The sequence below is a fragment of the Streptomyces sp. NPDC012794 genome (assembly GCF_042901085.1).
In the GTDB taxonomy this organism is placed as follows: Bacteria; Actinomycetota; Actinomycetes; order Streptomycetales; family Streptomycetaceae; genus Streptomyces.
Genome location: NZ_JBIBCI010000037.1, coordinates 1 through 24,436 on the forward strand (window position 1 = coordinate 1; position 24,436 = coordinate 24,436).

The 24,436-nt window shown below is 71.9% G+C and carries 29 protein-coding genes and 3 pseudogenes; 15 read left to right on the forward strand and 17 right to left on the reverse strand.

Translation table 11 applies throughout. The features are described 5' to 3' along the window. Window positions 1–440: 440 nt before the first annotated feature. Window positions 441–1,469, forward strand: coding sequence for a PP2C family protein-serine/threonine phosphatase (locus ACFY7H_RS33190; protein ID WP_388946172.1), 1,029 nt, complete (start codon window positions 441–443; stop codon window positions 1,467–1,469). Window positions 1,470–1,779: 310 nt separating this feature from the next. Here ACFY7H_RS33190 and ACFY7H_RS33195 read toward each other — a convergent pair whose 3' ends face one another. Then, a complete protein-coding gene (locus ACFY7H_RS33195; RefSeq protein ID WP_388946175.1) occupies window positions 1,780–2,691 on the reverse strand; it encodes an alpha/beta fold hydrolase in 912 nt (303 codons plus the stop codon). Between the two features lie 164 nt (window positions 2,692–2,855). Between ACFY7H_RS33195 and ACFY7H_RS33200 the strand changes: the two genes are divergently transcribed. Then, on the forward strand, window positions 2,856–3,023 hold the full coding sequence (locus tag ACFY7H_RS33200) for a transposase (RefSeq protein WP_388946178.1): 168 nt from the start codon (window positions 2,856–2,858) through the stop codon (window positions 3,021–3,023). A gap of 268 nt (window positions 3,024–3,291) precedes the next feature. After that, on the forward strand, window positions 3,292–4,737 hold the full coding sequence (locus ACFY7H_RS33205) for a hypothetical protein (protein WP_388946181.1): 1,446 nt from the start codon (window positions 3,292–3,294) through the stop codon (window positions 4,735–4,737). A gap of 48 nt (window positions 4,738–4,785) precedes the next feature. Here ACFY7H_RS33205 and ACFY7H_RS33210 read toward each other — a convergent pair. Next, window positions 4,786–4,935, reverse strand: a pseudogene (locus tag ACFY7H_RS33210) (transposase); the annotation flags it as partial. 264 nt (window positions 4,936–5,199) lie between these two features. Between ACFY7H_RS33210 and ACFY7H_RS33215 the strand changes: the two are divergent. After that, window positions 5,200–6,039 (forward strand): IS5 family transposase, encoded by an 840-nt coding sequence (locus ACFY7H_RS33215; RefSeq protein WP_388946184.1) that lies wholly within the window; start codon window positions 5,200–5,202, stop codon window positions 6,037–6,039. Here ACFY7H_RS33215 and ACFY7H_RS33220 read toward each other — a convergent pair. The 7 genes and pseudogenes from ACFY7H_RS33220 to ACFY7H_RS33250 form a co-directional block, all read right to left on the reverse strand. Continuing rightward, window positions 6,034–6,351 (reverse strand): hypothetical protein, encoded by a 318-nt coding sequence (locus tag ACFY7H_RS33220; RefSeq protein ID WP_240660044.1) that lies wholly within the window; start codon window positions 6,349–6,351, stop codon window positions 6,034–6,036. The two genes, ACFY7H_RS33215 and ACFY7H_RS33220, sit on opposite strands and share 6 nt — an antisense overlap. A gap of 521 nt (window positions 6,352–6,872) precedes the next feature. Next, window positions 6,873–7,307 (reverse strand): hypothetical protein, encoded by a 435-nt coding sequence (locus ACFY7H_RS33225; protein WP_125516029.1) that lies wholly within the window; start codon window positions 7,305–7,307, stop codon window positions 6,873–6,875. A gap of 565 nt (window positions 7,308–7,872) precedes the next feature. After that, entirely contained in the window at window positions 7,873–8,232 is a 360-nt protein-coding gene (locus ACFY7H_RS33230) for an endonuclease domain-containing protein (protein ID WP_329286873.1), read from the reverse strand. 164 nt (window positions 8,233–8,396) lie between these two features. Continuing rightward, window positions 8,397–9,902, reverse strand: coding sequence for a SulP family inorganic anion transporter (locus tag ACFY7H_RS33235; RefSeq protein WP_388946188.1), 1,506 nt, complete (start codon window positions 9,900–9,902; stop codon window positions 8,397–8,399). A gap of 195 nt (window positions 9,903–10,097) precedes the next feature. After that, a complete protein-coding gene (locus ACFY7H_RS33240) occupies window positions 10,098–10,460 on the reverse strand; it encodes an STAS domain-containing protein (RefSeq protein ID WP_388946191.1) in 363 nt (120 codons plus the stop codon). 124 nt (window positions 10,461–10,584) lie between these two features. After that, window positions 10,585–11,147, reverse strand: a pseudogene (locus ACFY7H_RS33245) (phytoene desaturase family protein); the annotation flags it as partial. Continuing rightward, on the reverse strand, window positions 11,120–11,374 hold the full coding sequence (locus tag ACFY7H_RS33250; protein WP_388946245.1) for an SDR family oxidoreductase: 255 nt from the start codon (window positions 11,372–11,374) through the stop codon (window positions 11,120–11,122). The pseudogene ACFY7H_RS33245 and the gene ACFY7H_RS33250, both read right to left, overlap by 28 nt. A gap of 210 nt (window positions 11,375–11,584) precedes the next feature. Here ACFY7H_RS33250 and ACFY7H_RS33255 point away from each other — a divergent pair, with 210 nt between their 5' ends. Continuing rightward, a complete protein-coding gene (locus ACFY7H_RS33255) occupies window positions 11,585–12,061 on the forward strand; it encodes a hemerythrin domain-containing protein (RefSeq protein WP_388946194.1) in 477 nt (158 codons plus the stop codon). A gap of 73 nt (window positions 12,062–12,134) precedes the next feature. On the opposite strand, the gene ACFY7H_RS33260 is transcribed toward ACFY7H_RS33255, so the two are convergent. From ACFY7H_RS33260 to ACFY7H_RS33275, 4 genes are all read right to left on the reverse strand, one after another. Beyond that, the gene (locus ACFY7H_RS33260) at window positions 12,135–12,413 is read right to left on the reverse strand and encodes a WhiB family transcriptional regulator (RefSeq protein ID WP_388946196.1); all 279 of its coding nucleotides are present in this window, start codon (window positions 12,411–12,413) and stop codon (window positions 12,135–12,137) included. A 206-nt stretch (window positions 12,414–12,619) separates the two neighbouring features. After that, on the reverse strand, window positions 12,620–12,799 hold the full coding sequence (locus ACFY7H_RS33265; protein WP_388946199.1) for a hypothetical protein: 180 nt from the start codon (window positions 12,797–12,799) through the stop codon (window positions 12,620–12,622). Between the two features lie 197 nt (window positions 12,800–12,996). Further along, complete coding sequence (locus ACFY7H_RS33270; RefSeq protein ID WP_388946202.1) at window positions 12,997–14,043, reverse strand: YihY/virulence factor BrkB family protein; 1,047 nt, start codon at window positions 14,041–14,043, stop codon at window positions 12,997–12,999. 63 nt (window positions 14,044–14,106) lie between these two features. Further along, a complete protein-coding gene (locus tag ACFY7H_RS33275; RefSeq protein WP_388946205.1) occupies window positions 14,107–15,576 on the reverse strand; it encodes an aminotransferase class I/II-fold pyridoxal phosphate-dependent enzyme in 1,470 nt (489 codons plus the stop codon). Window positions 15,577–15,739: 163 nt separating this feature from the next. Here ACFY7H_RS33275 and ACFY7H_RS33280 point away from each other — a divergent pair, with 163 nt between their 5' ends. The 5 genes from ACFY7H_RS33280 (at window position 15,740) to ACFY7H_RS33300 (ending at window position 18,571) form a co-directional block, all read left to right on the forward strand. After that, entirely contained in the window at window positions 15,740–15,979 is a 240-nt protein-coding gene (locus tag ACFY7H_RS33280) for a DUF6479 family protein (protein WP_388946208.1), read from the forward strand. A gap of 65 nt (window positions 15,980–16,044) precedes the next feature. Next, window positions 16,045–16,731 (forward strand): HemK2/MTQ2 family protein methyltransferase, encoded by a 687-nt coding sequence (locus tag ACFY7H_RS33285; RefSeq protein WP_388946212.1) that lies wholly within the window; start codon window positions 16,045–16,047, stop codon window positions 16,729–16,731. Next, on the forward strand, window positions 16,715–16,942 hold the full coding sequence (locus tag ACFY7H_RS33290) for a CDGSH iron-sulfur domain-containing protein (protein WP_388946215.1): 228 nt from the start codon (window positions 16,715–16,717) through the stop codon (window positions 16,940–16,942). Before ACFY7H_RS33285 ends, ACFY7H_RS33290 begins: the two co-directional genes overlap by 17 nt. Continuing rightward, the gene (locus tag ACFY7H_RS33295; RefSeq protein ID WP_388946218.1) at window positions 16,939–17,952 is read left to right on the forward strand and encodes an iron-containing redox enzyme family protein; all 1,014 of its coding nucleotides are present in this window, start codon (window positions 16,939–16,941) and stop codon (window positions 17,950–17,952) included. The genes ACFY7H_RS33290 and ACFY7H_RS33295 overlap by 4 nt, the downstream gene beginning before the upstream one ends. 94 nt (window positions 17,953–18,046) lie before the next feature. Then, complete coding sequence (locus ACFY7H_RS33300; protein WP_388946220.1) at window positions 18,047–18,571, forward strand: DUF4232 domain-containing protein; 525 nt, start codon at window positions 18,047–18,049, stop codon at window positions 18,569–18,571. 46 nt (window positions 18,572–18,617) lie between these two features. On the opposite strand, the gene ACFY7H_RS33305 is transcribed toward ACFY7H_RS33300, so the two are convergent. After that, window positions 18,618–19,064, reverse strand: coding sequence for an ATP-binding protein (locus tag ACFY7H_RS33305; RefSeq protein ID WP_388946222.1), 447 nt, complete (start codon window positions 19,062–19,064; stop codon window positions 18,618–18,620). 348 nt (window positions 19,065–19,412) lie between these two features. On the opposite strand from ACFY7H_RS33305, the gene ACFY7H_RS33310 reads away from it, so the two are divergent. From ACFY7H_RS33310 to ACFY7H_RS33330, 5 genes are all read left to right on the forward strand, one after another. Next, on the forward strand, window positions 19,413–20,777 hold the full coding sequence (locus ACFY7H_RS33310) for an NAD(P)/FAD-dependent oxidoreductase (RefSeq protein ID WP_388946225.1): 1,365 nt from the start codon (window positions 19,413–19,415) through the stop codon (window positions 20,775–20,777). 220 nt (window positions 20,778–20,997) lie between these two features. Further along, entirely contained in the window at window positions 20,998–21,411 is a 414-nt protein-coding gene (locus ACFY7H_RS33315; RefSeq protein WP_388946228.1) for a DUF3052 domain-containing protein, read from the forward strand. Between the two features lie 135 nt (window positions 21,412–21,546). Beyond that, complete coding sequence (locus tag ACFY7H_RS33320; protein WP_388946231.1) at window positions 21,547–22,134, forward strand: pyridoxamine 5'-phosphate oxidase family protein; 588 nt, start codon at window positions 21,547–21,549, stop codon at window positions 22,132–22,134. Between the two features lie 76 nt (window positions 22,135–22,210). Next, window positions 22,211–22,585 (forward strand): hypothetical protein, encoded by a 375-nt coding sequence (locus tag ACFY7H_RS33325; RefSeq protein ID WP_388946234.1) that lies wholly within the window; start codon window positions 22,211–22,213, stop codon window positions 22,583–22,585. A gap of 37 nt (window positions 22,586–22,622) precedes the next feature. Then, window positions 22,623–23,432 carry an alpha/beta fold hydrolase gene (locus tag ACFY7H_RS33330; RefSeq protein ID WP_388946237.1) on the forward strand — a complete coding sequence of 270 codons (810 nt, stop codon included), beginning with the start codon at window positions 22,623–22,625 and terminating at the stop codon, window positions 23,430–23,432. A gap of 15 nt (window positions 23,433–23,447) precedes the next feature. Here the strand turns inward: ACFY7H_RS33330 and ACFY7H_RS33335 are convergent, their stop codons facing one another. The 3 genes and pseudogenes from ACFY7H_RS33335 to ACFY7H_RS33345 all read right to left on the reverse strand — a co-directional run. Beyond that, entirely contained in the window at window positions 23,448–23,624 is a 177-nt protein-coding gene (locus tag ACFY7H_RS33335) for a hypothetical protein (protein ID WP_388946240.1), read from the reverse strand. 61 nt (window positions 23,625–23,685) lie between these two features. Further along, window positions 23,686–24,183, reverse strand: a complete 498-nt coding sequence (locus ACFY7H_RS33340; RefSeq protein WP_388946243.1) for a hypothetical protein — start codon at window positions 24,181–24,183, stop codon at window positions 23,686–23,688. 103 nt (window positions 24,184–24,286) lie between these two features. Next, window positions 24,287–24,436, reverse strand: a pseudogene (locus tag ACFY7H_RS33345) (lytic transglycosylase domain-containing protein); the annotation flags it as partial.

Below are 24,436 nucleotides of genomic sequence, written 5' to 3' on the forward strand. Positions count from 1 at the left end.
ACGTGAGCCACTCACACAGGAGAGGGATTCGACCGGCGGGGGGCCAAGCGCCCCGGCCGCCTCGGCGACAACACCAGTTAGCCAGCCCCCACCCCACCTGGCAACGCCCCCCACCTACTACCCACCCCCGCACACCGGCCCGGAGCACCCGCCCCGCCACACCCCGCCCGCCCAAGCCGGACACCGCCGGCCGCCGCCCCGCGGGGGCTACTATTCCGGGCCGAATGTGATCTGCCTCCTGTGGGGCGCCTCACCGCCCCACCCCCCGAACCTCACCCCCCGTATCCGTCCCGAACCCCTGCGACGCGTGACCGGAGCCACTCCCGGACCCGGACGCGGGGGCTTCCTCAGAGCGCCGTGCCCTCGTCGGGCAGATATTGTGAAGTGTGATCGAGTCCGGACGGCCGCGGCTCCGTCGGCGCCCCGGGCCGGGAAGACTTGTGCGGCTGTCGCCGATCGCCCTGACCGTCGTCATCGCCACCCTGGCCTACAGCACTCCGCCGGAGATGGCCTTCAGCCGCCTGCTGCCGGCGGCGCCCGCTCTGGCCGCCGCCATGTGGCCGGTCCTCCCCACCGTCCTCCTCGGGACGGTCTGCCTGATCCTCATGATCGGGCTCAGCTTCGTCTTCCCCGATCTGGGGACGTGGTGGACGGCCGCGGGAATCATCGCGGTCACCGTGGCAGCCGCCTACGGAAGCCACGTCCGGCTCCAGCGGGAGCGCACCCTCCTTCAGGTGCGGCTGGTCGCCGACGCGGCCCAGCAGGTGGTGCTGAGCCCCATGCCACGCCGTTTGGGACACGTCGAGATCGAGTCGCTGTACCTCGCGGCCGCGGCGGAGGCCCGCATCGGCGGGGACTTCTACGAGGGGGTCGAGACGCCGTACGGGGTCAGGCTGCTCATCGGTGACGTCCGGGGCAAGGGCTTGCCGGCCGTGGGAGCGGCCGCGGCGATCGTCAACGCCTTCCGGGAAGCCGCGTACGGCGAAGCCGACATCGTCGACGTCGCCCGCAGGCTGGACGCCAGCAGCACCCGCTACAACGCCGCCTTTCCCCCCGACGGGCCGATGGAGCGCTTCGCCACCGCCCTGGTCGTCGAGATCCCGCACGGAGGCGGACGCATCAACGTCCTCAATTGCGGACACCCGCCCCCGATGCTCCTGAACCGCAGAAGACTCCGTGTCCTCGACCCCGCCACGCCCGCACCACTGCTCAGCCTCGCGGAACTGATCGGCGACCACTACTACGTCGACACCTACGACGTCGCCCCGGGCGACCTGCTGCTCCTCTACACCGACGGCATCGCCGAGGCCCGCGCCCGCGACGGCGAGTTCTTCCCGCTGGCGGCCTGGATGCGCCGGCAGCCCCCGGCGCCGCCCGGCGAACTGCTCGCGGCCCTCCACCGCGACCTCCTCCGCTACAGCAGAGGACGGCTCGACGACGACATCGCAGCCCTCGCCGTACGCCTGTGAAGGCACTACACGGCCGTCACCGCATCGGCGGCTCCTCGGCGTCGGGCCGGCGCCGGCCCGGGCCCTGCTCCAGGGGCGCGGAGGGCCTCGTACGGACCGCCGCCGCGGCAGGCCGTCGTTCCGCGCCCGGACTCCCGGCAGCCTCGCAACCCGCCGCGCGCTGAGCGGCGGCGGCGTCCTGGACGGCGTCTCGCAGCAGCCGCGCCGACTCGGCCGGGGAGGCCCCGTCCCGGTCGGCGAGAAGGCGGGCCGAAGCCTTCCACGAGTTCGAGGAGGCAGCGCGGCTGGGGCTGCGAGTCGTAGCCGAAGCTCAATCGACGGTGCCCCCGGCCGCGAACCCGCCGCGGGCCCCGGGCGCTGCGATCGGTGGCGGGCCGGCTGCGCCCTCCGCGTCACCGACGAGCCAGCCGAGCATCGCGGGGGTGGCGTCGAAATGGCCGCCGTGCCCGGCATCGGCCTGCCTGGTCAGCGTCGCGGACGGAATGCGCGCGGCCAGCCACTCACCGTGCGCCGGCGGGACGAGGGTGTCCAGGCCACCGTGCCACAGCCGGGTCGGGACGCTGATGGCCGCGGGGTCGAAACCCCAGCCGGTGCCGAAGAGCGCCATGACGTCGTCGACCCAGCCGTCCAGCCCCGGACGGACCGCCTCGGCGAAGGCCGCGCCCAGCATGGCGCTGACGTCCGGCCGTGAAAGGACCCTCTGTTCGACCTCCGGCAGCGGCGGCAGCCCGGCCGTTCCGACGTTCGCGAGGTGTTCCATGACGGCATGCCGTCCGGTCAGGGCCGCAGCGGCGCTGCGGCGGTTGCCCTCGTTCATCCCGGCGGTCCAGTCCAGCCCGGCCGCGTCGCGCGGTGCCAGACTCGCCAGCACGCCGACCCGCGTGACGCGACCGGGATACACGGCGGCGAACGCCAGCGCGTGCGGGCCGCCCCCGGACACCCCGAGCACCGCGAAGCGGCCGAGCCCCAGTGCGTCGGCGATGACGGCCACATCGGCGGCGGCATCGACGACGCGGCGCCCCGACGAGGGTGTGGAGCACCCGAAGCCGGGCCGGTCGTAGGTGATCAGGCGGACGCCGGCCGCACGGAACAGGGCGTCGTCGGGGTGTCGGGCCAGCCGGCTCATGGGACTGCCGTGCAGGTAGACGACGGGTAGCCCGCTGGGCACCCCCCACTCCTCCACCGCCAGCGTCCTGCCGTCGTCCGTGATCACTTCGCGCATGGCGGCCAACCTAGCCCGGTGCCGACCGACGGCCAAGGCGTTTCGTCGACGGCGGAAGATCACCGTCCCACGAGGCCGGCGGAGCCGGAAGGCCTGGCGACCGGCGCCCGGCGCCCCGGGCCGGGGCACGCCGGTCCGGCGGCTCGCACCGGGCTGCGGCAGGTGTGAGCCGCAGGTCCGGGAACCGGCGGCGGTTGATCAACGGGATCCGATGGCGGGTGCGGACCGGTGTTCCGTGGCGTGATCTGCCGCGCGAGTACGGCCCTGGCAGACCGTTTTTTACGGGCTCTTCCGACGCCGGCAGCGCGAGGGCATCTGTGCCCGGCTCCTGACCTTGTTGCAGTTGAGGGCTGACGCGGCCGGGCTGATCACGTGGGAGGTGAACGTCGACTCCACGGTCTGCCGGGCTCATCAGCACGCGGCTGGTGCCCGCCAGGACGGCGCCGGGCAGAAGGAGCCGCCCCGCGGGCTCGGAGCCGAACCGGAGGATCACTGGCTGGGCCGGCCGCGGGGCGGTGGCATACGGGCCCGTGCCGCCCGGGGCCGACGTACGGAGTAACCCGGCATGCGCGGGCGCGCCACGGACACGAGCCTGGCTGCATGACCAAGAAGCCCACCGTGGTCGTCCACCCACCGGACATCCGGGGCTTGCGCGCGGTGACCGTCGACGGTTCCCCAGCCGGAAGTGCGTGGTCGCTGCGGGACCTCCGCACCCAGCTCCGCCGGGCGGGCCTCCCTGGGGACACGGACCTGGCCGACCGCTCCCGCGTCATCTGGCGCCAGGGCGGCAGCGACATGTGGCCCGACCGCGCGCGGCGCCGCCGCACGGTCATCGCCGTCATGACCGCCGGTCTGCTCGCCTCCATGGTCCTGCTCGTCGGCGTCGGCCGGGTGGACGCTTTCGGAGGGCTCACCTTCGCCGGGCGGATCACCGGCTTCCTGTTCATGTTCGCGGGCGCCGTCCAGGGAGTCGCGGCAGCGGCCGCTTTCGACTACTGGGGCAAGCGGAAGCTTAGGTACTCCGGCGCCCTGGTACTGGTCGGCGTGCTGATCGCGGTCGCCACCGAGAGCGTCTTCCTCCTCATGTGGGCCCAAGAGCGCGAGTACACGCCCTACCTGAGGGCCTTCGTGCCGATCTCCCTCTGGGCACTGTGGGCCTTGTGGGTGCTCTGGCGTCAGCGCCCCTGGGAGGGAATCCCCCACCCCAAGGGTTTCACCGTGGGGCTGAGCACCACCGCCCTTCTCGCTTCGGCGAATTTTGCGTACTCGGCCATCTACCAGCCCGCATCGACCAACCTCACCTTTGACATCGAATTCACATACGGAAAGGCCACGCTCGACCCCAGGAACCCCATCATCTATCTGCCCGTCGAGATGCACATCAAGAACACAGGAGCGGTGCCGGCCTACGTGATGATGGCAGGCTTCCGTATCGCCGGCCGCACGTCCGAGTACGATGAGGAAAAAGCCGTACTCGAACAAGGGGAATGGAGGACGGACGCCGAGCAGAACATCGACACCGAGATGCACGTCAAGACGACGAGGCACAGGACACTGCTGATGGGCCCGTTCATCAACCCTGGCCTCCGCATCAACCCCGGCGACACCCGGGGACAGAGGACGATGGTCCAGATCCCCAAGGACGCGAATTATGACGCGATCGCGTCCGCCGTCGGCGTCATTCTCCTCAGGGCCGACCGGGGAAGAGTCGACAGCACGTTCAAAGAGCCGGTCTATTCGTGGAAAGAGGGAACCGACCGGTTCTTCGACTGTCCGGCCCGGGGGTGCAACGACTACGTAATGCATCACGGACGCCTCCGCTTCAACAACAACCTCATCAACGTGACACGAAGGCCGCGCTATGTCAGCGCCTTCAAAGAGCTCAGCGAACGCGGCCCCTCGTCCTCCGTCGTGATCAGCTCCTTCAACTCCAAGGGAAAGCTGTCGGATGAAGAGGAATCCGTGGAAAGGGCGGGCATTTCCAGCCTCACCACCGGGGCCAACGTGATCCCCTTCGCCACACTGCTCGCCCCCGGCATGCCCTAACCACGTCGCGCCTACGTCCACCCACGCCGTTCGCTGACAGCGACGCCACGGAACACCGGTCCGCACCCGCCACCGGACTCCGTTGATCAACCGCCGCCGGTTCCCGGACCTGCGGCTCACACCTGCCGCAGGCAGCAACGACTCCAGCACCGACCACTGCTCATCAGAAAGATCCCCACGCCCCCACACCCTGATCATCACAGGGCAAGGCGTGGCCCGGAGCCCCGATCTGAAACACGGCCTAAAAGAGCGTTTTATCCCGTCCAGGGTGTTTGGCGGTCTTCTGGGTAGCAGGCCGGGCTGGGACTGCCGAGGTCAGGGTCGCTATCCGTGACGTGAGGGGCGGCTGACGCCATTACCGGGCACGTTTCCGCCCTTTCGCTCCTGTCTGATCCCAAGACGCCCCCACTCACTCCCGTTTGCGCCCTGTGGCGGGATGTCGCTCGGCGGAACTATCGAAACATGTCTCGACAGCGCCCGTATCCGAGTGACCTGTCCAATGCCCGATGGGAACTGCTCGAGCCCATTGTGTCGGCCTGGCGGGCCGACCGGCGAGGGAAGGGCCTGGATATCGGGCGGCCGCCCGAGCACGACCTGCGCCGGATCATGGACGCGGTGTTGTATGTGGACCGGACCGGGATCCCCTGGCGCTACCTTCCCCACGACTTCGCTCCGTGGGAAACCGTCTATGGATACTTCGCCGCCTGGCAGAAGGACGGCGTGTTCGACCAGCTCAACGGCCTGCTCCGCCGACTTGTCCGGGAGGCTGCAGGCCGGGACGCCGAACCGAGCGCATGCGTCCTGGACGCCCAGAGCATCAAGACGTCCGCCAACGTCCCGGCCACTGGCCAGGGCATCGACGCGGGTAAGAAGATCGCGGGCCGCAAGCGCCATATCGGCGTCGACACCCTCGGCCTCCTTATCGCGGTCTGGGTCACCGCGGCCAGCGTCTCCGACAACGCCGGCGGTATCCATCTGCTCTCGCACATCGCCAAGGCCCACCCCAGAATCACCAAGGCATGGGCCGACAGCGGTTATCGAACCAAGGCCATCGACCACGGCGCCACCCTCGGCATCGACGTCGAGGTCACCCGCCGCGACCCGGGCCAGAAGGGCTTCAAGGTCATCCCGCGGCGCTGGGTCGTCGAGCGGACGTTCGGCTGGCTTATGAATCACCGCCGCCTCGCCCGCGACTACGAAACCCACCCGCACCGCTCCGAAGCCATGATCCGCCTCGCGATGATCGACCTGATGAGCCGCAGGCTCACACGAGAGTCGACTCCGAACTGGAAGGACTCATAGCCGCCGGGCCACACTGACCCGCGCGTCCTCGCCCCTCATAGCCTGCGGCCAGCGGTCATCAATGACACCCGCCGCTTCCCGGCAAGCGCGACAGGCATTCCCCAGCTGCGGCAGCCATCCGTAATCAGACGGCGACATGCCGACTTGCTGGACTCCGCACAGCGTCCTGTCGAAGATGCCGAAGGCGTGGGAAACGTCGAGGGGAAGGCCGTCCGCGACCGCCCTTTCCCAGCGCATCTCCACGGGCAAATACGGCTGGAAGCCGATGGCCAGGCCCTCATCGGGCAGGTTCGGGGCGGTGCGGGGGCTCACGTCATCGGCTCCATACGGGTCGCTCGGGCAACAGGTGCCACCCCATCTACGCCCGCCCACAGCCGCCTCGGGCCCCCGGCCGCCGAGGACGCCATGGGGCGGGAGGATGCGGCGCACAACCAGGCTGCGCCTCCCGCCCCACGGACTGGGCGGCCCCGGGCAGTGCCGCCACACCGGGCACCGGCCGCCTCCCGGCCGATTCCGCCTGCGGGGAGGGCGGGGGCAAGTCGCGGAGCCAGAAGGTGGGACCGCGGCCACCTGCAGGCCCCGGCACTGCTGTTCCCGCTCTGCGGACCGGCACCCCAAGTTGCCGTTGCAGGCCGCGGGAGCCGGGCGGCCGAGCCGATCACCGGCCGCGACCAGATGCGCAGCTTCGACCCTGCCAGGCCACTTCCGCGCCACATTCCTCGAAAGGCTCCTCGATGATCCGTGCTACGCGCCGCGCCGGTGTGCGGTCCGCCGCCAGTGACACCCCGTGGACCGCGTGCGGTGGTCGGGGCGAGTACCGCACGCCCCGCCGGTTACGCGCAGTTATGGCCCTCCGGGATGGCGAAGCAGCGGGGCTGCCAGCTGGTCCAGTAGCCGTTGGAGTGGCGCACACGGGCCCAGTCGTTGCCGTCCGAGCCGGTGGCGATGATGTAGAGGAGCGAAGTGCTGTTCTCCTGCTCAGGGGTCGCGTAGATGCGGCTCTGGACCCACCCGCCCATGGACATCCAGCCGTTCCAGGATCCGTCGGACCTGGTCCAGTTCGTCCACACCGCGTGATCGGCACCGACGACGAACTCCTCCTTCGTCCCGTTGGCGAATCTCATGGTCGAGACGCCGTACTCACAGATGTATGTCTGCCCCTTGGTCGAGCAGTAGGTCGCCGCCTGTGCCGGCGACGCCGCGACCCCCACCCCCGCGAAAGCGGCCAAAGCCGCGACTGTCGCGAGGGCACTCTTGAATCCGCGCATGTCCATATTCCTTTGCCGAGTGGCGTGGTCATGTCGGGGAGCGGGAAGAACCAACCCCCCCTGCCACCCGACGTGGATATCCTCGCCCTCTCCTCTAACGTCCCACTGGCGCTTCGCTTACGTCCTCGAGATGGAGGGCGGCCTGCCGCAAGCCAGCTAACCGCTCGTGCGATACAGAGCCGGCTACACCCTCGCCGTACTGGACCGCATCCTCAGCGAGGACCCCCATCACAGCCGGGACTCCTGAAGGCCCAAGACGACAAGGTCACAGACCCCACGGGCCGCATTCCGACGCCGCGAGGGCCCGTGACGGTCGAGTCTCTTCGATCCCCCCGGCCATCAAAGGCTTCCCATCACTGATGACGAAATCGTCGACAGAGCTGTGGCAGCTCAGACATTGGCGGGCAGCCCAGTCACCCTGATCACCTACGACACCGGACAGGCCATGCGAGGACGCGCAGCCGGCCTCAAGGTGTGCAAGCTCAGGCTCGAACTCGGGGAAGAGCCTCCCTCGAACCAGAAGTAGCCAACGCCTGTGGCACGCCGACAGCGTCCTCGTGAGCGGTCACTTTCTCCCCAGTCGGAATCGGTCAGCGATTCCTCCGAAGAGGGCTTCGGCAGCGTCGACGTGGGCGGCGTTGCGCTGGCCCCGCTCTGCCGGGTCGAGCCCAAAACCGTCCCAGGCCGAGCCGTACTGCTCATCCAGGCCCAGCATCACCGCAGGGGGCCGCTCCCGATAAGCGACGAACGACGGCACATTCCGCACCCCCTCAGACGTGTTGCAACTGGTGCACAGCAGGCCCCGCACGAGACCAGTCCGGTGACAATGGTCGACCAGTAGCCGCTCAGGGTGCGCGCTGCACATCGCGCAGGCGCCAGCTTGCCAACGCCGGACCGCCTGCGTGGCAGAAAGGTGCACTGGCACCTCAGCTGGGGCCGTTGATGGCGACGACTTCGCAGTGGTGCAGGACCTCAGCGCATCAAGAACTCTGCACGTTCATCCGTACGCAGCTATGTGCGTTCACGTGTACGCCGACACCGCCTACATTGGGCGACTTACCAAACACCCCAGACGGGATAAAACGCTCTTTAATGGCTCGCGAGTTCGCCGCTGAGCTTGCGGTGGAGGTCCGCGCTGGGGTCGTTCAGGCCGACGATCTCGACCGACTTGCCAAGCTGGGCGTACTTCGTCTCGATGGCGTCGAGGGCCGCCACCGAGGAGGCGTCCCAGACGTGCGCCGCCGACAGGTCGATGACGACCTCGTCGGGGTCGCTCGCGTAGCCGAACCGTCCGACGAGGTCGTTGGAGGAGGCGAAGAACAGTTCGCCCGTCACCGTGTAGACCACGCTGGAGCCGTCGGGTGCGGGGGTGGCGGTGACTTCGGCGAGGTGGGCGACGCGTTTGGCGAAGATGACCATCGCGGTGACGGAGCCGGCGACGACGCCGACGGCGAGGTTGTGGCTGGCGACGACGCAGGCGACCGTGACGGCCATGACGGTGATCTCGCCGGCGGGCATGCGCCTGAGGGTCTTGGGGGCGATCGAGTGCCAGTCGAAGGTGGCGAAGCAGACCATGACCATGACGGCGACGAGGGCAGCCATGGGGATGTCTGAGACGACCGGTCCGAAGACGATGCAGAGCACCATCAGGAAGGCCCCGGCGAGGAACGTGGACAGGCGGGTGCGGGCACCGGACACCTTCACGTTGATCATGGTCTGCCCGATCATCGCGCAGCCGCCCATGCCACCGAAGAAGCCGGTGACGATGTTCGCGACGCCCTGGCCGATCGACTCGCGGGTCTTCGACGAGTGGGTGTCGGTGATCTCGTCGACGAGCTTGGCCGTCATCAGGGACTCCATGAGGCCGACCAGCGCCATCGCGAACGCGTAGGGGGCGATCGTGGTCAGGGTGTCCAAGGTGAAGGGGACGTCCGGCAGACCGGGGACCGGCAGGGAGGAGGGCAGTGCGCCCTTGTCCCCCACCGTGGGGACCGCGATCCCGGCCGCGACGGTGATCACGGTAAGGATGACGATCGAAACGAGCGGGGCCGGGACCACGGTGGTGATCCTGGGAAGGAACACCATCAGCAGCAGGCCGCCCGCGAGCAGCGGATACACGGGCCAGGGCACGTCGCGCATCTCGGGGACCTGGGCCATGAAGATCAGGATCGCGAGGGAGTTGACGAAGCCCACCATGACCGAGCGCGGTATGAACCGCATCAGCTTCGCGACGCCCAGCGCCCCGAGCGCGATCTGGAAGACTCCGGCGAGGATGACGGCGGCGACCAGGTAGCCGAAGCCGTGCTCCCGGTTCAGCGGCGCGATCACGAGGGCGACGGCCCCGGTGGCCGCGGAGATCATCGCCCGGCGGCCGCCGACGACCGAGATGACCACCGCCATCGTGAACGAGGCGAACAGGCCGACGGCGGGGGCGACCCCGGCGATGATCGAGAACGAGATCGCCTCGGGGATCAGCGCGAGCGCGACGACCAGGCCCCCGAGGACCTCGACGCGCCAGACCTTGGGGTCGGAGAGCCAGTCGGGGCGCAGACCGCGCAGTCGTGCGGCGGGGGACGTCGGGGAAGCGGAAGACAAGGGATCGAAAACCTGTCGTGCTCGGGCACGCCCGCCGCGAACGGGCCGGCGGGGCGTGCGGCAGGACGCGGGAAACTCCCGCAAGAATCGGATCTTCGCCGGGGACGCCTTCGGCCCCGGCACCGTGCAGGCGGGACCGCGGCAGCCGTCCTCGCCGCCGGAAACTCTACCCGTACCGCCGCGGAGGGGTCCCGTTCAGTCGTGGGACGGGGGAAGGGGATCGATCGTGAACAGCTCCGCGCACCCGGTCATCCGCAGCAGGCGCGTGAACTGGGTGGTGGGAGCGGCCAGGCGCAGGTCCTGACCGGTGTCGGCGGCGACCGCCCGGGCGTTCAGCAGGGCGTTCAGTCCGGAGGAGTCGCAGAAGGACAGATGCCGCAGGTCGACCACGACCGTGTGCGGGCGGCTTTCGGTGGCCAGGGCGGTGAGCAGCGCCTGACGGAATCCCTGGGCCCGGGTGAGGTCCATCTCGCCGCGCGGCCGGACCACGGTCGTACCGTCGCGAGGCTCGACCTCGACGCCGGCACTGCCGCTCCCGCCGTCGCGTTCGCCGTGCATGCCCGTCTTCCTCCCTCCGGTAGGGCCACCGTAGGCGCTACCGGGGGACGCGACCAGCGCGACACCGTGCGGGCGGGCCCGACTCCCGCCACCGGCCGAGTCTCCGGCCCCCGTGTGCTTCGGGTCAGCGCGGTCGGCGCAGGCGCTGGAGGCGGTGGGTGCGCGGGGCGGTGCGCGCCGCGTTGGCCCGCGGCGCGCCGTGGACGCCTCCACCGGGGTGGGTGGTGGCGGAGGCCAGGTGGAGGCCGGGGACGGGGGTGGTCGGGCGGCCGCCGCCGGGGACGGGCCGGAAGAGGAGCTGCTGGTGGAGCTGGGTGGTGCCCTGGTTGACGGCTCCGCCGTGCAGGGCGGGGTTGAGGTGGTGAGGCCGGGCGGGGTCAGGACGCGCCGGCCCCGGATCGTGGCGGTGAACCCGCGGGCGTAACGCTCGACCTGGGCTTCGAGGCGGTCGGCGATGGCCTGGCGGTCCCGTTCGTCCCAGCCGCCGGTGATGCCGTCCGGGCCCGCGTCGCCCGTGATGTGCTGGGGGACGTGGGTGTACGCCCATGCCGACGCGGTGCCGGCCGGTGAGCGGGTCGGGTCCGCGGTGGTCATCTGGCCGGGCACGGCGAAGGGCGTGGCCGGGACGTGACGGGTGGCGATCTGGGCGGCGAAGAAGGTCAGCTCGTCGACGACCGTCCCGGGATGCCCGCGGCGGCGGCGTCGATCCAGAGGTCGACGCGGCCGAACGCGCCGACGGCGGCAGCGGCCGGCGCCTCCACCGCCCGCTCGTCGGTGACGTCCGTGGGCACCACCAGTGCGCCCGGACCGCAGCTGCGGGCCACCTGTCGCCGCGCGGGCGGGCCGCGGGCGGCCAGGACGACCCGCGCGCCGTGCTCCGCGCGCTCCAGGGGCGGTGGACCGGCCGATCCCACTGGCCGCCGCGGTGACCCCCACGACCGTGTCCTTCATGCCCCCACCCCTGTCCGTCGGGGCCGCTTCATGCCGCCGGGGGCGGACCCGCTTCGTCGGTGGCGGTGTGCCGGTTCGGCGGCGTACGGGTGGTTTCCCGGTGTGGGGCGTCGGTGGGACGTGAGGGGCGGGAAGGGGGTTTGCGGACCGTCCCGAGTGAGGTGGAGAGACATATGGACGCGATCGTGCTGCTGCGTGACGACCACAAGACGGTGGAGAAGCTCTTCAAGCAGTTCGAGAAGACCGGCGACGACGACACCGCGGAGCGCCGCCGGATCGCCGACCAGGTGATCGAGGAGCTGACCGTGCACGCCTGGATCGAGGAACGGATCTTCTATCCGGCCGCCCGCGAAGCCGCCCCGGACACCACCGACCACGTCCTGGAGAGCATCGAGGAGCACCACGCGGTGGTGTGGATGCTGTCCGAGCTCAAGGGCATGGACCCGGCCGACGAGCGTTTCAAGGCCAAGATGAGCGTGCTGATGGAACAGGTCCGCCACCACGTCGAGGAGGAGGAACAGGAGTGGTTCCCCGACGTGCGCAAGGCCATGGGCCGCAACCGGCTCACCGAACTCGGTGCCCGGCTCGAAGAGGAGAAGGGGAAGGCCCCGCGGGACCCGCTGGCCGTGCCGAGCGCGACCGGCGCGTGAGGGGCTGAGGAGCCGGGGCGGCACCGGGCCGGGTTCCGTCACCGGCCCGCGCCCCGGCCGCGGCGCGGGCGCGTCAGGCGGGGTGGGCCAGGAGGAGGTGGCGCTCGTCCGGGGTGAGTCCGCCGCGGACACCGTGCGGGATGCGTTCGGCCAAGGCGTGGCGGCGGCAGGGCAGGCGGACCGGGCAGCCGCCGCACACCGCTTTCGCGGCCTCCTCGCGTGCCCGGGCGGCCACGGGGTGCTCGTACGCGGCCCGGGCGAAGACCTCCCGCTCCGCGGAGCGGCACGGTCCGTCCAGGGGTCCTTCGTGGCGGGGCTCGAGGAGTACGTCCGTACGGGTGCTGTCGGTCACTGCTGCGGCTCCTTCCGACCGGGGCGGTCCGCCGTGACCGCCCTCCACCGGCCGTATGACCGGCATTCGCTCATCCATGCCCGTCCGTGGGTTCAAACCGGTTCCGCGTGAGGTCCTGCCGCCGGTCCCCCGCGGCCGGGCCGGCCCGGAACAGCGGCGGGGCCGCCCGCATGCCGACGGCCGGCCCCGCACCGCTGTCCGCGGCGTCACATGGCGGAGCTGCCCGTGCCCGTCTGGCCCTCTTCGCCGGTGTCACCGGTGCGCTTGCCCTGCTGCGACGTCGACGGCGTCTTCCGCTGGCCCGCGCCCGCGTCCTTCTTCGGAACGGACTTCTCCGACGGCTCCTGCTGACGGGTCTTCTGCCGGTCCTGGCCCTTCTTGGGCATGGTCACTCCAATCGTCCGGTGAGGGCGGCACTGGTGTGCCGCCCCCGCCATGTCCTCACGCCGGGCGCCCGCACGCACCCCGGCGCGTCCATCCGGCCCAGTGGCGCCCCGGCGCGGGTCACGGTCCGTACCAAAGGTCGGACAGCGGTGGCCCCGGTGACTCCGCCGGAGCGGGACGCCGGCCCGCACGGCCCGCGTCAGTCCATCCGGCGGCGGTCCTCCTCGCTCCACGCGCGCGTGTCGCGCGGCTGGACGTAGGGCTCCTCGTCTTCGGGGAGCCCGCCGGCGATGGCGCGCTGCCGGGCCAGCTCCGCGTCGAACTCCAGGCCGAGGAGGATGGCGAGGTTCGTGATCCACAGCCAGACCAGGAAGATGATCACGCCCGCGACGGTCCCGTACGTCTTGTTGTACGAGGCGAAGTTCGCGACGTAGAACGCGAAGCCGGCCGAGGCGGCCATCCAGATCACCAGGGCGAGGAGGCTGCCGGGGGTGATCCACTTGAACCCGCGGCCCTTGGCGTTCGGTGCGGCCCAGTAGAGCAGCGCGGTCATGATCGTGACGAGGAGCACCAGGGCCGGCCACTTGGCGACCGACCACACCATCAGCGCGGTGTCGCCGATGCCCAGGGCTTCGCCGGCCTGCCTCGCCAGTCCTCCGGTGAAGACCACGATCAGCGACCCGGCGCAGGCGAGGACCATCAAGCTCACGGTGAGCGCCAGCCGCAGCGGCAGCACTTTCCACACGGGGCGGCCCTCGGGCACGTCGTAGACGGCGTTGGAGGCGCGGATGAACGCGCCGATGTAGCCGGAGGCGGACCAGAGGGCCACGAGGAGACCGACGGCCGCCAGGAGCGACCCGACACCGCTGCGGCCCTGCAACTGCCGCACCGCGTCACTGAGTACGTCCCGGACCGAGCCCGGGGCGAGGTTGCGCAGGTGGTCCAGTACCTGCTGGGTCGTGGACTCGCCGGCCATGCCCAGCAGGGACACGAGCACCAGCAGGGCGGGGAAGACCGCCAGCACCCCGTAGTAGGTCAGGGCGGCGGCGCGGTCGGCCAGCTCGTCGTTCTCGAACTCCCTGACCGTCCCCCGCAGCACCGCCTTCCAGGAGCGCTTCGGCAGGTCGGTGGGCTCGTCGGGGGCGCGTTCCTCGATCCGGGGGCCGGGGCCCGCCCCGGCACCCGCGCCGCCGGCCCCGTGCTCGGGTTCTCCGCCGTCCCGCTCCCGCTTCGCGATATCCGTCATGCCTTCCGGTTTTCCACGTCCTGGGAGCTCATGTCCCCCGGGGAGGAGGGAATTCCGGCCGGTTCACCCCTCCTCGCGGAGCACGCGGACGCTCTTGACCTCCGTGTCGACCGCGTCGGGCACGACCATCCCCGCCTCGATCCCGGACCGGAGGTAGCGCAGCACGTCGCCGCCCAGCCGCTCGCCGGGCAGCACGGCCGGGATGCCCGGCGGGTACGGAGTGAGCATCTCGGCGGCGATCCGTCCCTCCGCCCGCTCCCACGGCACCTGTTCCGTGGGCCCGAAGAAGGCGTCCCTGGGCAGCACGGCCTGCTCCAGCCGCAGCCCGGCCGGCGAGGGGACCCCTACGGGCTGTCCGGTACGGAGCCCTGGCGCGTGGGACGCGAGGTCGGTGAGCGCCGAGACCAGGGCGTCGGCGGTCCCGGAGTCGTCGGCGTGCGTGACCTGGGCGCTGATCCGGCGGTGGTCGGCGACGTGGAGGTTGACCCGGTGATGGCGGCGCAGCCAGTCGGCGGCACGGTAGCCGGTGACCTCCCAGGCGCTGATGTCGATGATGATCTGGAGGGGGTCCATGTCGGCCGCCAGGCCGGGGCCGCAGAAGTCCTCCCTGCCGTGGACGCGCATGCCGTCGATGCGGGAGATCCGGTCACGGATCCCGTCGCAGAGCGCGAGGGCCTCCCCGTAGAGGGCCTTCCCCTGCTCGGCCATCTGGCGGCGCCAGCCGTCGAGGGCCGCGTACACCAGGACGGAGGGGCTGGTCGTGCCGAGCAGGTCCTCGCGGCTCCTGAGCACCTCGGGCCGTACCAGGTCGCCCTGGAGGTGGAAGACCGAACTCTGCTCCAGCCCCGAGCCCATCTTGTGCACGGAGGTGACGCAGACGTCGGCTCCGGCGTCCATGGCCCAGGTCGGCAGGTCGGGGTGGAAGGGCAGGTGGGCGCCCCAGGCCTCGTCGACGATGAGGGGCTTGCCGCGGCGGTGGCAGACGTCCGCGATGGCCGCGAGGTCCGAGCAGGTGCCGTAGGGGGTCGGGGTGGTCACCAGCGCGCCGCGGGCGTCGGGGTGCTCGGTGAACGCCGCCTCGAAGGCCTCCGCGGACGGCGGGTGGGCCAGGTGGCGCTCCGCGTCCCACTGGGGGTCCACCCAGACGGGCCGGATTCCCGAGAGGACCAGGCCGGACACCACGGACTTGTGGGCGTCGCGGCCGATCAGCAGCTTCTCGTGCGGCCCGGCGACGGACAGCATGGCCGACTTCACGGAGAGCGAGCTGCCACAGGTGGAGAAGAAGGCGTGGTCGGCGCCGACGGCGTCCGCCATGAGCGCCTCGGCCTCCTCGATCACGCCCTGGGAGGCGGTGCGGTCGTCCAGGCCGCTCGTGGCGAGTACGTCGGAGGCGAACACCGCGTCACCGAGCACGGCCCGCACCCGGGGGTCGGCACCGCGGCCCTGTTTGTGGCCGGGGGGTGTGAAGGGGATCTGGCCCTCGGCGTGGTAGGCCGCCAGGGCGTCGAGCACGGGGGTCTTCGACTGGTCCATGGCGACCGTGTGCCCTTCGCCGCCGGGCGAAAACGGACGGCCGAGGTCGCGGGCCGCGTCCCCTGGCGCGTACCCGTGAGCATCCCGGTGCCCGTCCGGGACGCGCACGAGCGATGTGGAGCCGTGATGTGCAAGGGACGCGATTGCGGGTAGGCGCAGGCCCATGATCGCCTCTGACGCCCTAGCGGCCTCCGGTTCCCCTTCCCTCCTGCTGATCCTGGCGGGCGTGGTCGTCGCCGCGCTCCTGGTCGGCGCGTTCTGGTACGGCAGCAGGCGCGCGGCGGCCCGCCGTGACCCCGGCGCGCGGCCGGCGGACCAGAATCCCGCAGCCCGTGCCCGCCAGGACTCCTGGCGGGAGCCCGACGACCCCGGGGCCGGCCACGACGCCCCGCAGCGCCCATGACACTTCGCCCGTTCCCGGCCGCGGCTCCGTCCTCGCCGACGGGGGCCGGCCCCCAGGAGGTACCCGTGCCGAGCACCGCATTGACGTACACCGACCCCTTGCCCCGCCTGATCGCGCTTCCCGGCGTGTACCGGCCCCAGGCCGACACCCTGCTGCTGGCCGGCGCCCTCGCCCGGGAGCCGCTGCGCCCGGGCGCGGAGGTCATCGAGATCGGCACGGGCACCGGCGCCCTCGCCCTGCGCGCGGCGGCCAGGGGCGCCGAGGTAACCGCCGTCGACGTGGCCTGGCCCGCGGTCCTGGCCGCCCGGCTGAACGGCTGGCGCCAGCGCCTGCGGCTGCGCGTCCTGCACGGCGACTTCGCCGCCCGCACCCGGGGGCGCCGTTTCGACCTGGTCCTCGCCAACCCGCCCTACGTCCCCTGCCCCGACGCCCGTCTGCCCACCGGCGGGGCGCAGCGGGCCTGGGACGCGGGGACGGACGGCCGGGCCGTCATCGACCGGATCTGCGCGGCCGCCCCGGCCCTGCTGCGGCCCGGAGGCGTACTGCTGATGGTGCACTCGGGGATGTGCGGGGTACGGCAGACCCTGGAGCTGCTGGAGAGGCAGGGCCTGTCCGCGCGGGTCGTCGAGCGGGCGTCGGTGCCGTGGGGGCCGGTGCTGCGCTCGCGCAGGCTCTGGCTGGAGCAGCAGGGCCTGGCGGAGGAGGGCACCGAGCAGGAGGAACTGGTGATCGTCCGTGCCCAGCGCCCCTGAGCCCCGGCGGGTGTCCGTGGACCGCTGCGGCCCGGTCATGGTGGAGGGGCCGGTCGAGATCGTCCTGGACGACGGAACGACCGCCCGCTCGGACCGGTTCATGGTCGCCGTGTGCACCTGCCGCCGCAGCCGTACGTACCCCTGGTGCGACACCAGCCACCGCCCGCGCGAGCGCGCCACCGCGGCGCCCGAGGACAGGAGCGACGGATGACCGCCCCCGCCCGCACGACCCCGGACGCCGCCGGGCCCCCCGAGCCCGCCGCGGCACGCGGACCGCTGTCCCGTGCCGTGGTCGACTCGCTGCGCGGCGGCGGCGCCCCCGCGCACACCACCGCGGCGGTCCTGAGGGCCGACCCGTGGGGCGAGGACCTGCACCTCTCCCTCTACCTGCTGTACGAGCTGCACTACCGCGGTTTCGCGGGCGTGGACGACACCCTCGAATGGGATCCGGACCTGCTGCGGCTGCGGCGCGCCCTGGAGGACCGTTTCCTCCACGCCCTGCGGACCTCCACGGCCGGGGCCCCGAGGACCGTTGCGGAGGCGTTCGGGCCGCTCCTCGTCGAACCCGTCGACCTGAGCGGCAGCCTCAGCCACTACCTGGAGACCGAGGGCGAGCTGTGGCAGCTGCGCGAGTACGCGGCCCTGCGCTCGCTGTACCACCTGAAGGAGGCCGACCCGCACGCCTGGGTGATCCCCCGGCTCAGCGGCCGCGCCAAGGCGGCGATGGTCGCCATCGAGTACGACGAGTTCGGCGCGGGCCGTCCCGAGCGCATCCACGCCCGCCTGTTCGCCGACCTGATGGAGGACCTCGGCCTGGACAGCACGTACGGCCACTACCTGGACCGGGCTCCGGCGGCCCTCCTCGCCACGGTCAACCTGATGTCGCTGCTGGGCCTCCACCGGGCCCTGCGCGGGGCCCTGGTCGGGCACTTCGCGTGCGTTGAGGTGACCTCCTCCCCCGGGTCGCGGCGCCTGGCCAAGGCCATGCGCCGCTGCGGGGCCGGACCGGCGGCCGAGCACTTCTACGCCGAACACGTGGAGGCCGACGCCGTCCACGAGCAGGTCGTACGGCACGAGGTCATCGGCGGGCTACTCGCCGAGGAGCCGGACCTGGAGGCCGATGTCGCCTTCGGCTGCGCGGCGACGCTGCTGCTGGAGGACCGCCTCGCCGCGCACATCCGCGTCGCGTGGGACCAGGGGCGTTCGGCCCTCAGGGGGTGAGAGGCGCTCGTAGGGGGCCGTGACCGCGGGACCCGCCGTGCCGAGGCGCGCGGGCACCGCGCGCGGGCCCATTGACCATGGAAAGGGGAATCTCATGTCCGGCAGTCGTCCCAAGGCCCTCCTCGCCTCCGCGGCGCTGGTGGGCGGAGCATTGCTGATGACCGGGTTCCAGGACTCGGGCGCCGCCGCCCGTGGCGGCACCGCGAGCGCCGGGCGCGAGCCGGCCGGTCGGGTCTGCGGCGCCGCCGACCTCTCCTGGAGCGCCAGGTCCGAGTCCCGGGCTGGCGGGTACATCCTGATCACCGCCAAGGCCAAGCCGGGGATCACGTGCACCCTCCCGGCCGCGCTTCCCACCGTGGCGTTCGGCTCCGACGGCACCGAGGCGGGTCCCACCGGGCGGACCGCCGGGAAACGGATCACGCTGAGCGGCGCCGCCACCGCCTACGCCGGGGTGAACCCCAAGAGCACCCCGGGCGACGACGGCAAGGAGCTCCAGAGCATCATCGTCGCCATCGGTGACGACGACCCCGAACCCGTCTCCCTGCCGGTCGGTGCCATCACCGTCGACAAGCCGGTGGTCACCCACTGGCAGACCTCCCCGGAGGACGCCGTGCCCTGACGGGGTGACCGCCGACCGAGCGGTTCCCCGGGGCGGACGGTCCGCGTCACCCGGGGGACGGCTCCGCGTCGTCGTCCGTCCGCCCGTGCGGGGCGGGCCGCTCCGGCGGACGGAAGCAGGCCGTGATCGTCTTGCCGCCGTGGCAGGCGTGGGCGTCCCACCGGTCGGCGAGGGCGTCGATGATGGCCAGCCCCCGGCCGGAGGTCGCCCGGTCGGAGGCCTGCCTGGGGGCGGGCAGCTCGGGATCGTCGTCCGCCACGCTGACGTGCAGACAGCTGCCGTCCCAGGCCAGGACGAGCTGGGCGCTGCTGTGGGCGTGCACATGGGCGTTGGTCACGAGCTCGGACACCGTGAGCAGGATGGAGTGCACCGTGTCGGGCGCGTCCCCGGTCCACGCCAGGGTGTTCAGATGCTCCAGACACCACCGACGGGCTTCACGGACCCCCCGGTGGACGGGGAACGACCGGGCCCAACCCACCGCGCGAACCGCCACGGTTCCACCTCACCCTCACTCGGACCCTCACTCGGACGGATCGATCGTCAGCCGCGGCCGGCGCGGTGGCGGGCACGGTGGCGGTCACCGCCCTTGAGCAGCAGCAGCGCCAGCAGCATCGGTGCGATCAGCAGGATCATGGTCCCCACGGTGATGTGCCTCCTCCGGTCGGTACCTCTTGGGCCCGTTCGGCCCGTTCGGCCTCTTCGCGTGTTTCCGTCCGCACCCGGCCGAAACCCCCCGGCGGGCGCACGGTTCCGCACCCTGTCGGGCGTTTCCGCGTGCAGAGCGGCGTCCGGCGGGGAAGGCGCGGGTGGAACCTGCCAGGCCCGAGAAAGGACGGACACCGTGGTACGACCGAGGATTCTCGTGGTGGGAGCCGGATTCGCCGGGGTCGAATGCGTCCGGCGGCTGGAGCGCGGGCTCTCGCCCGGGGAGGCTGACATCGCCCTGGTGACCCCCACCTCCTACCAGCTGTACCTGCCGCTGCTGCCGCAGGTCGCCTCAGGCGTGCTGACCCCGCAGTCCATCGCGGTCTCGTTGCGCCGCAGCAGCCGCTACCGGACCCGGATCATCCCCGGCGGCGCCGTGGGCGTCGACACGCAGGCGAAGATCTGCCTCGTGCGCAAGATCACCGGCGAGCTGACGGAACACGCGTACGACTACCTGGTGCTGGCTCCCGGCAGCATCACCCGCACCTTCGACATCCCCGGACTCACCGAGCACGCCCGGGGCATGAAGACCCTCGCCGAAGCCACGTACCTGCGCGACCACGTCATCTCGCAGCTCGACCTGGCCGACGCAAGCGCGGACGAGGCCGAGCGGGCCGCACGGCTCTGCTTCGTCGTGGTCGGCGGCGGGTACGCCGGCACGGAGACGGCCGCCTGTCTCCAGCGGCTCACCCACCACGCCGTGAAGCGCTACCCCCGGCTGGACCCCCGCCAGATCAGCTGGCACCTGCTGGACCTCGCCCCGAAGCTGATGCCCGAACTCGGCGACCCGCTGGGGCGCACGGCCCTGGACATCTTGCGCCGACGCGGCATCCAGGTCTCCCTCGGTGTGAGTGTCGCCAAGGCGGGCCCCACGGAGCTCACGCTGACCGACGGCCGGGTGCTGCCCAGCAGGACCCTCATCTGGACGGCCGGAGTCGCCGCGAGCCCGCTGATCGGCACGCTCGGCGCGGAGACCGTCCGGGGCAGGCTGCTGGTGACCCCGGAGATGACCGTGCCGGGTGCGCCGGGTGTCTTCGCGCTGGGGGACGCGGCGGCCGTGCCCGACCTCGCCGCGGGGCGGGAAGGGGCGGTGTGCCCGCCCACGGCGCAGCACGCGTTGCGCCAGGGCCGCACGCTCGCGGACAACCTGATCGCGACGCTGCGCGGCCGGCCCCTGCGCCCGTACGTGCACAAGGACTTGGGGCTCGTCGTCGACCTCGGGGGCACCGACGCGGTATCCAAGCCGCTGGGCATCCCGCTGCGGGGGCTCCCGGCCCAGGCGGTGGCCCGCGGATACCACTGGTCGGCGCTGCGCACCAATGTCGCCAAGACGCGCGTTCTGACCAACTGGCTGCTCAACGCGATGGCCGGCGACGACTTCGTCCGGATCGGGGTCCGCTCCGCCAAGCCGCCGACTCTGCGGGAGTTCGAGTACACCGATGCCTACCTGACCGCCGATCAGGTCAGGGCCCACACGGAGGCGCTGCGCGCCTCCGGCTGAGGGGGACCGGGCCGGGGGGACGGTGACCCGTCCGGCGCGCGCACGCGCGGCCCGGCGGCGCAGCCGTCCTCCCGGGGGTCCGGACGTGGGGTGGCGGGTGTTCCCGGCCCGCCGGGACCGGTCATTTTTGGCCGGGTCCGGCGACGGCCTTCGCTGCGGGCTGCGTTCCGCCACCATGGTGCCGACGGCCGAGGGACCGTTCTCGAAGGAGGAGTGCGGGATGACGACACCATCCGGCCCGGCACGGCGGCTCGGGATCGAGCCCGGCATGGCCGTCATGGAGCTGGGCTACGACCATGACGTCGACGACGGCATCCGCGACTCCGTGACCGAACGCACCGGCCGCGACCTGGTCACCGACGATCACGAAGACCGGGTGGACGCGGTGCTGCTGTGGTGGCGCGAGGGGGACGGCGACCTGGCGTGCGAACTGGACGACCTGCGGCGGGTCCTGACGGTCCGTGGTGCGGTGTGGGTGCTCACGGCTCAGGCCGGTTTCGTCGGGCACGTCGAGGCGTCGGACATCGCGGAGTGCGCGCGGCAAGTCGGAATGCACACCTCCGCACCCGTCGACGTGTCAGGCGGCTGGACCGGGACCCGCTGCGCGCCGCAGGGCTACCGGAACATGGCCTGAACTCGCCGCACCGAGCCCGGGTTCCGTCAACTGCGCTTTCCTGCCGCCCCGTCGGTGCACATGGGGTGCGAGTCAACTACCGAGGCGGATGTGGTCGTTAGACAGCCGAAAGGTTTCCCTACATAATCCTTAGACATGGGAAAGACTTACGAACGCATCGACGGCCGGCTCCGTACCTTCATAGAGCAGCAGCCGGTCTTCTTCACCGCCACCGCTCCGCTGGTCGCCGACGGTACGGTCAACCTCTCCCCCAAGGGCCTCAAGGGTTCCTTCGCGGTGCTCGACGAGAAGCGGATCGCCTACCTCGACTTCGCCGGCAGCACTGCCGAGACCATCGCGCACCTGCGGGAGAACGGCCGGATCACGGTCATGTGGTGCGCCTTCCAGGGGCCGCCCAACATCGTCCGGGTGCACGGCCGCGGCGAGCCCGTCTTCCGCGACGATCCGCGCTTCAAGGACCTGCTCGCCCACTTCCCCGGTATCGACCCGACCCTTCACGGGCTGCGCGCGATCATCGTGGTGACGGCCGAGCTCGTCCGTGACTCCTGCGGATACGGGGTCCCCTTCATGTCGTACGACGAGGACCGCGACCTGCACGGCAAGCGCTTCTCGCGCGAGGACGACGCCTCGCTGAGCGCGTACTTCGCCAAGAAGGACCACATCGCGCAGAGCATCGACGGCCTGCCCGGGCTGCCCCTCCCGCTGCCGCCCGGCGACTTCTGAGAGATCGCCCCTCCCTCCGGCGGTGGCCGGGTGCGGGAGCGGGTGCGATCGTGGATGCCATGCGTACGTTCGCGCCGTGCGGGAGGCGGCCGTCACGGATTCCCCCTCGCGCCGCCCCGGCTTCCGGAGGCCCGCGATGCTGATCCACCACGTTCTCGACCACGGCACGCTCAAGGTCAGGATCCAGGGCGAGCTGGACATCACCAACCGGGCCGCGGCGGCCCTGCGGATCGAAGCGCTCGTGGCCGCCCACCGTCCGGCCCGGGTCCTGCTCGAACTGCCCACCGGCGACCCGACCCCGGCCACGCTCAGCGCGCTGGCCCGCACGCAGCGGATGTGCCGCAGCCTCGGCGTCGCCTTCACGGTCTCCGATACCCACCCGCCGTCGCAGCCCATCCGGACCGCGGGCCCGGCGCACCGGCTGGAGGCGGGGGCGCGCCACGACCACTGAAGGACCGGGACCGACCCCCGGGGAACGGCGGAGGACGATGGGCGACCGGACCGCGCGTCCCGTCACGGAGGGCCGCTTCCGGCACCGGGGCGCCGAGCTCGTGTACGACGACGCCGGTCACGGACCGCTCGCCGTGTACGCCCACGGCGGCTTCGCGAGCCGGGCGCAGGAGGACCGGACGGGCCTGTTCGACTGGGGACCCGTGCTGGACGCCGGGCGGCGCCTGGTCCGCTACGACGCCCGGGCCCACGGCGGGTCCAGCGGCGAAGCCACGGTCACCGACTACACGTACGCCGCCCTCGCCGACGATCTGCTGGCCCTCCTCGACCACCTCGGGGCCACGGCGCCCGTCGACGGCATGGGGGCCTCGATGGGCTGCGGCACCGTCCTGCACGCGGCCGTCCGCGCCCCCGAGCGTTTCTCCCGGCTGGTCCTGCTCATCCCGCCCACGGCCTGGGCGACCCGTGACGCGTACGCCCGAGAAAACCGGAAGGCCGCCGACACCGTCGAACGGGAAGGGGTCCACGCCTGGTGGTCGGCCCGGCTTGGCAGGCCCCGCCCGCCGGTCGTGGCGGACGTGCCCGGCCTGCCGCCGACGCCCCCGGAGCGGGTAGTGCCCTCCGTACTGCGCGGGCTCGCGCTCAGCGACCTCCCCGCGCCCGGGGAGATCGCCTCGCTGCGCCATCCGGCCCTGGTCCTCGCCTGGGGGGACGACCCCGGCCATCCGCGGTCGACGGCCGAAACCCTGGCCGACCGCCTGCCGGACTCCCGGCTGCGCGTGGCGCGGACCCGAGCCGACGTGGCGGCGTGGGGAGGACTCATCGCGGAGTTCCTGACCGCGCCCTGAGCCGGGCTCCCGTGATCAGCGGCGCCGGACGCGGGCGCCCCGGGCACCGCCGATGCCGGCCACGTGGAGGGCCAGCAGCATCAGGCCGAGGATCATGATGTTCCCGGATGAGAAAACGTGGTTCGTCGAGATCTCCGCCGCGTTGATCAAGAACGCGATGAAGAACAGGGCCGCGGCCGCTATACCCAGCATCACTGCTCCTTCCAGAAGGTGCCGGGCGTATACCCCCGCATCGCGGCCCCACGCAGGGCCGTCAGTCGTCGGCGATCTGGAGGGCCAGCACGAAGTGCTCCCCGTCCGTACCCGCGAGCAGGCTGTCGAACAGCGGGGTGAGCCCGTTCACGGCTCCGCATCCGGCGTCGTGGTTGGTCCACCAGCTGCCCTCCGGCCCGAGCGCGGACACCACTCGTCGCGCCGCGCGCTCGGCGGCAGCGGCGGGCAGGTGCCGGTGGGAGGGCCATACCAGGTCGACGGACGCGACCTCGGCCAGGAGCGCGGCGGCCTCGGGCGGCTCCAGCGGTTCCAGAGCGGCGCAGACCCCCGGGACGGACGGCGGAGCGTACGCGGGCAGGAAGCGCCGCCAGGCCTCGTCGGCCGCGACCGCGGTCAGCAACGCGCGGACGCGGGCGGCCAGTTCGGGCAGGTCGGGATCCGGCTCGGTGAACCGCCCGGCCACCGCGTACACCCGCATCGGCGTGGCCAGCTCCGCCATGCCCGCTTCCAGCTCGGCAAGTTTCCCCCAGGACTTCACGTCCGCATCCTGCCGTACGGTCCCGCAAGGAACGCAAGGAACGCGAGAACGCCCGCCAGGGATTCCCGGGCGGGCGTCTCGTGTGCTGTGGGGTGTTGCCGGCTTAGTACCAGTGGTTGGCCTGCCAGAAGTTCCAGGCGCCGACCGGGCTGCCGTAACGCTCGTTCATGTAGTCCAGGCCCCACTTGATCTGGGTGGCCGGGTTGGTCTTCCAGTCCGAGCCCGCCGAGGACATCTTCGACGCGGGCAGCGC

Coding starts and splice junctions, on each gene's coding strand:
- ACFY7H_RS33215 (WP_388946184.1), top strand. CDS start 5,200: ATGTCTCGACAGCGCCCGTATCCGAGTGACCTGTCCAATGCCCGATGG.
- ACFY7H_RS33280 (WP_388946208.1), top strand. CDS start 15,740: ATGATCGCCTCTGACGCCCTAGCGGCCTCCGGTTCCCCTTCCCTCCTG.
- ACFY7H_RS33320 (WP_388946231.1), top strand. CDS start 21,547: ATGGGAAAGACTTACGAACGCATCGACGGCCGGCTCCGTACCTTCATA.
- ACFY7H_RS33315 (WP_388946228.1), top strand. CDS start 20,998: ATGACGACACCATCCGGCCCGGCACGGCGGCTCGGGATCGAGCCCGGC.
- ACFY7H_RS33275 (WP_388946205.1), bottom strand. CDS start 15,576: ATGGACCAGTCGAAGACCCCCGTGCTCGACGCCCTGGCGGCCTACCAC.
- ACFY7H_RS33265 (WP_388946199.1), bottom strand. CDS start 12,799: ATGCCCAAGAAGGGCCAGGACCGGCAGAAGACCCGTCAGCAGGAGCCG.
- ACFY7H_RS33195 (WP_388946175.1), bottom strand. CDS start 2,691: ATGCGCGAAGTGATCACGGACGACGGCAGGACGCTGGCGGTGGAGGAG.
- ACFY7H_RS33225 (WP_125516029.1), bottom strand. CDS start 7,307: ATGCGCGGATTCAAGAGTGCCCTCGCGACAGTCGCGGCTTTGGCCGCT.
- ACFY7H_RS33205 (WP_388946181.1), top strand. CDS start 3,292: ATGACCAAGAAGCCCACCGTGGTCGTCCACCCACCGGACATCCGGGGC.
- ACFY7H_RS33330 (WP_388946237.1), top strand. CDS start 22,623: ATGGGCGACCGGACCGCGCGTCCCGTCACGGAGGGCCGCTTCCGGCAC.
- ACFY7H_RS33295 (WP_388946218.1), top strand. CDS start 16,939: ATGACCGCCCCCGCCCGCACGACCCCGGACGCCGCCGGGCCCCCCGAG.
- ACFY7H_RS33240 (WP_388946191.1), bottom strand. CDS start 10,460: ATGCACGGCGAACGCGACGGCGGGAGCGGCAGTGCCGGCGTCGAGGTC.
- ACFY7H_RS33335 (WP_388946240.1), bottom strand. CDS start 23,624: ATGCTGGGTATAGCGGCCGCGGCCCTGTTCTTCATCGCGTTCTTGATC.
- ACFY7H_RS33270 (WP_388946202.1), bottom strand. CDS start 14,043: ATGACGGATATCGCGAAGCGGGAGCGGGACGGCGGAGAACCCGAGCAC.
- ACFY7H_RS33255 (WP_388946194.1), top strand. CDS start 11,585: ATGGACGCGATCGTGCTGCTGCGTGACGACCACAAGACGGTGGAGAAG.
- ACFY7H_RS33300 (WP_388946220.1), top strand. CDS start 18,047: ATGTCCGGCAGTCGTCCCAAGGCCCTCCTCGCCTCCGCGGCGCTGGTG.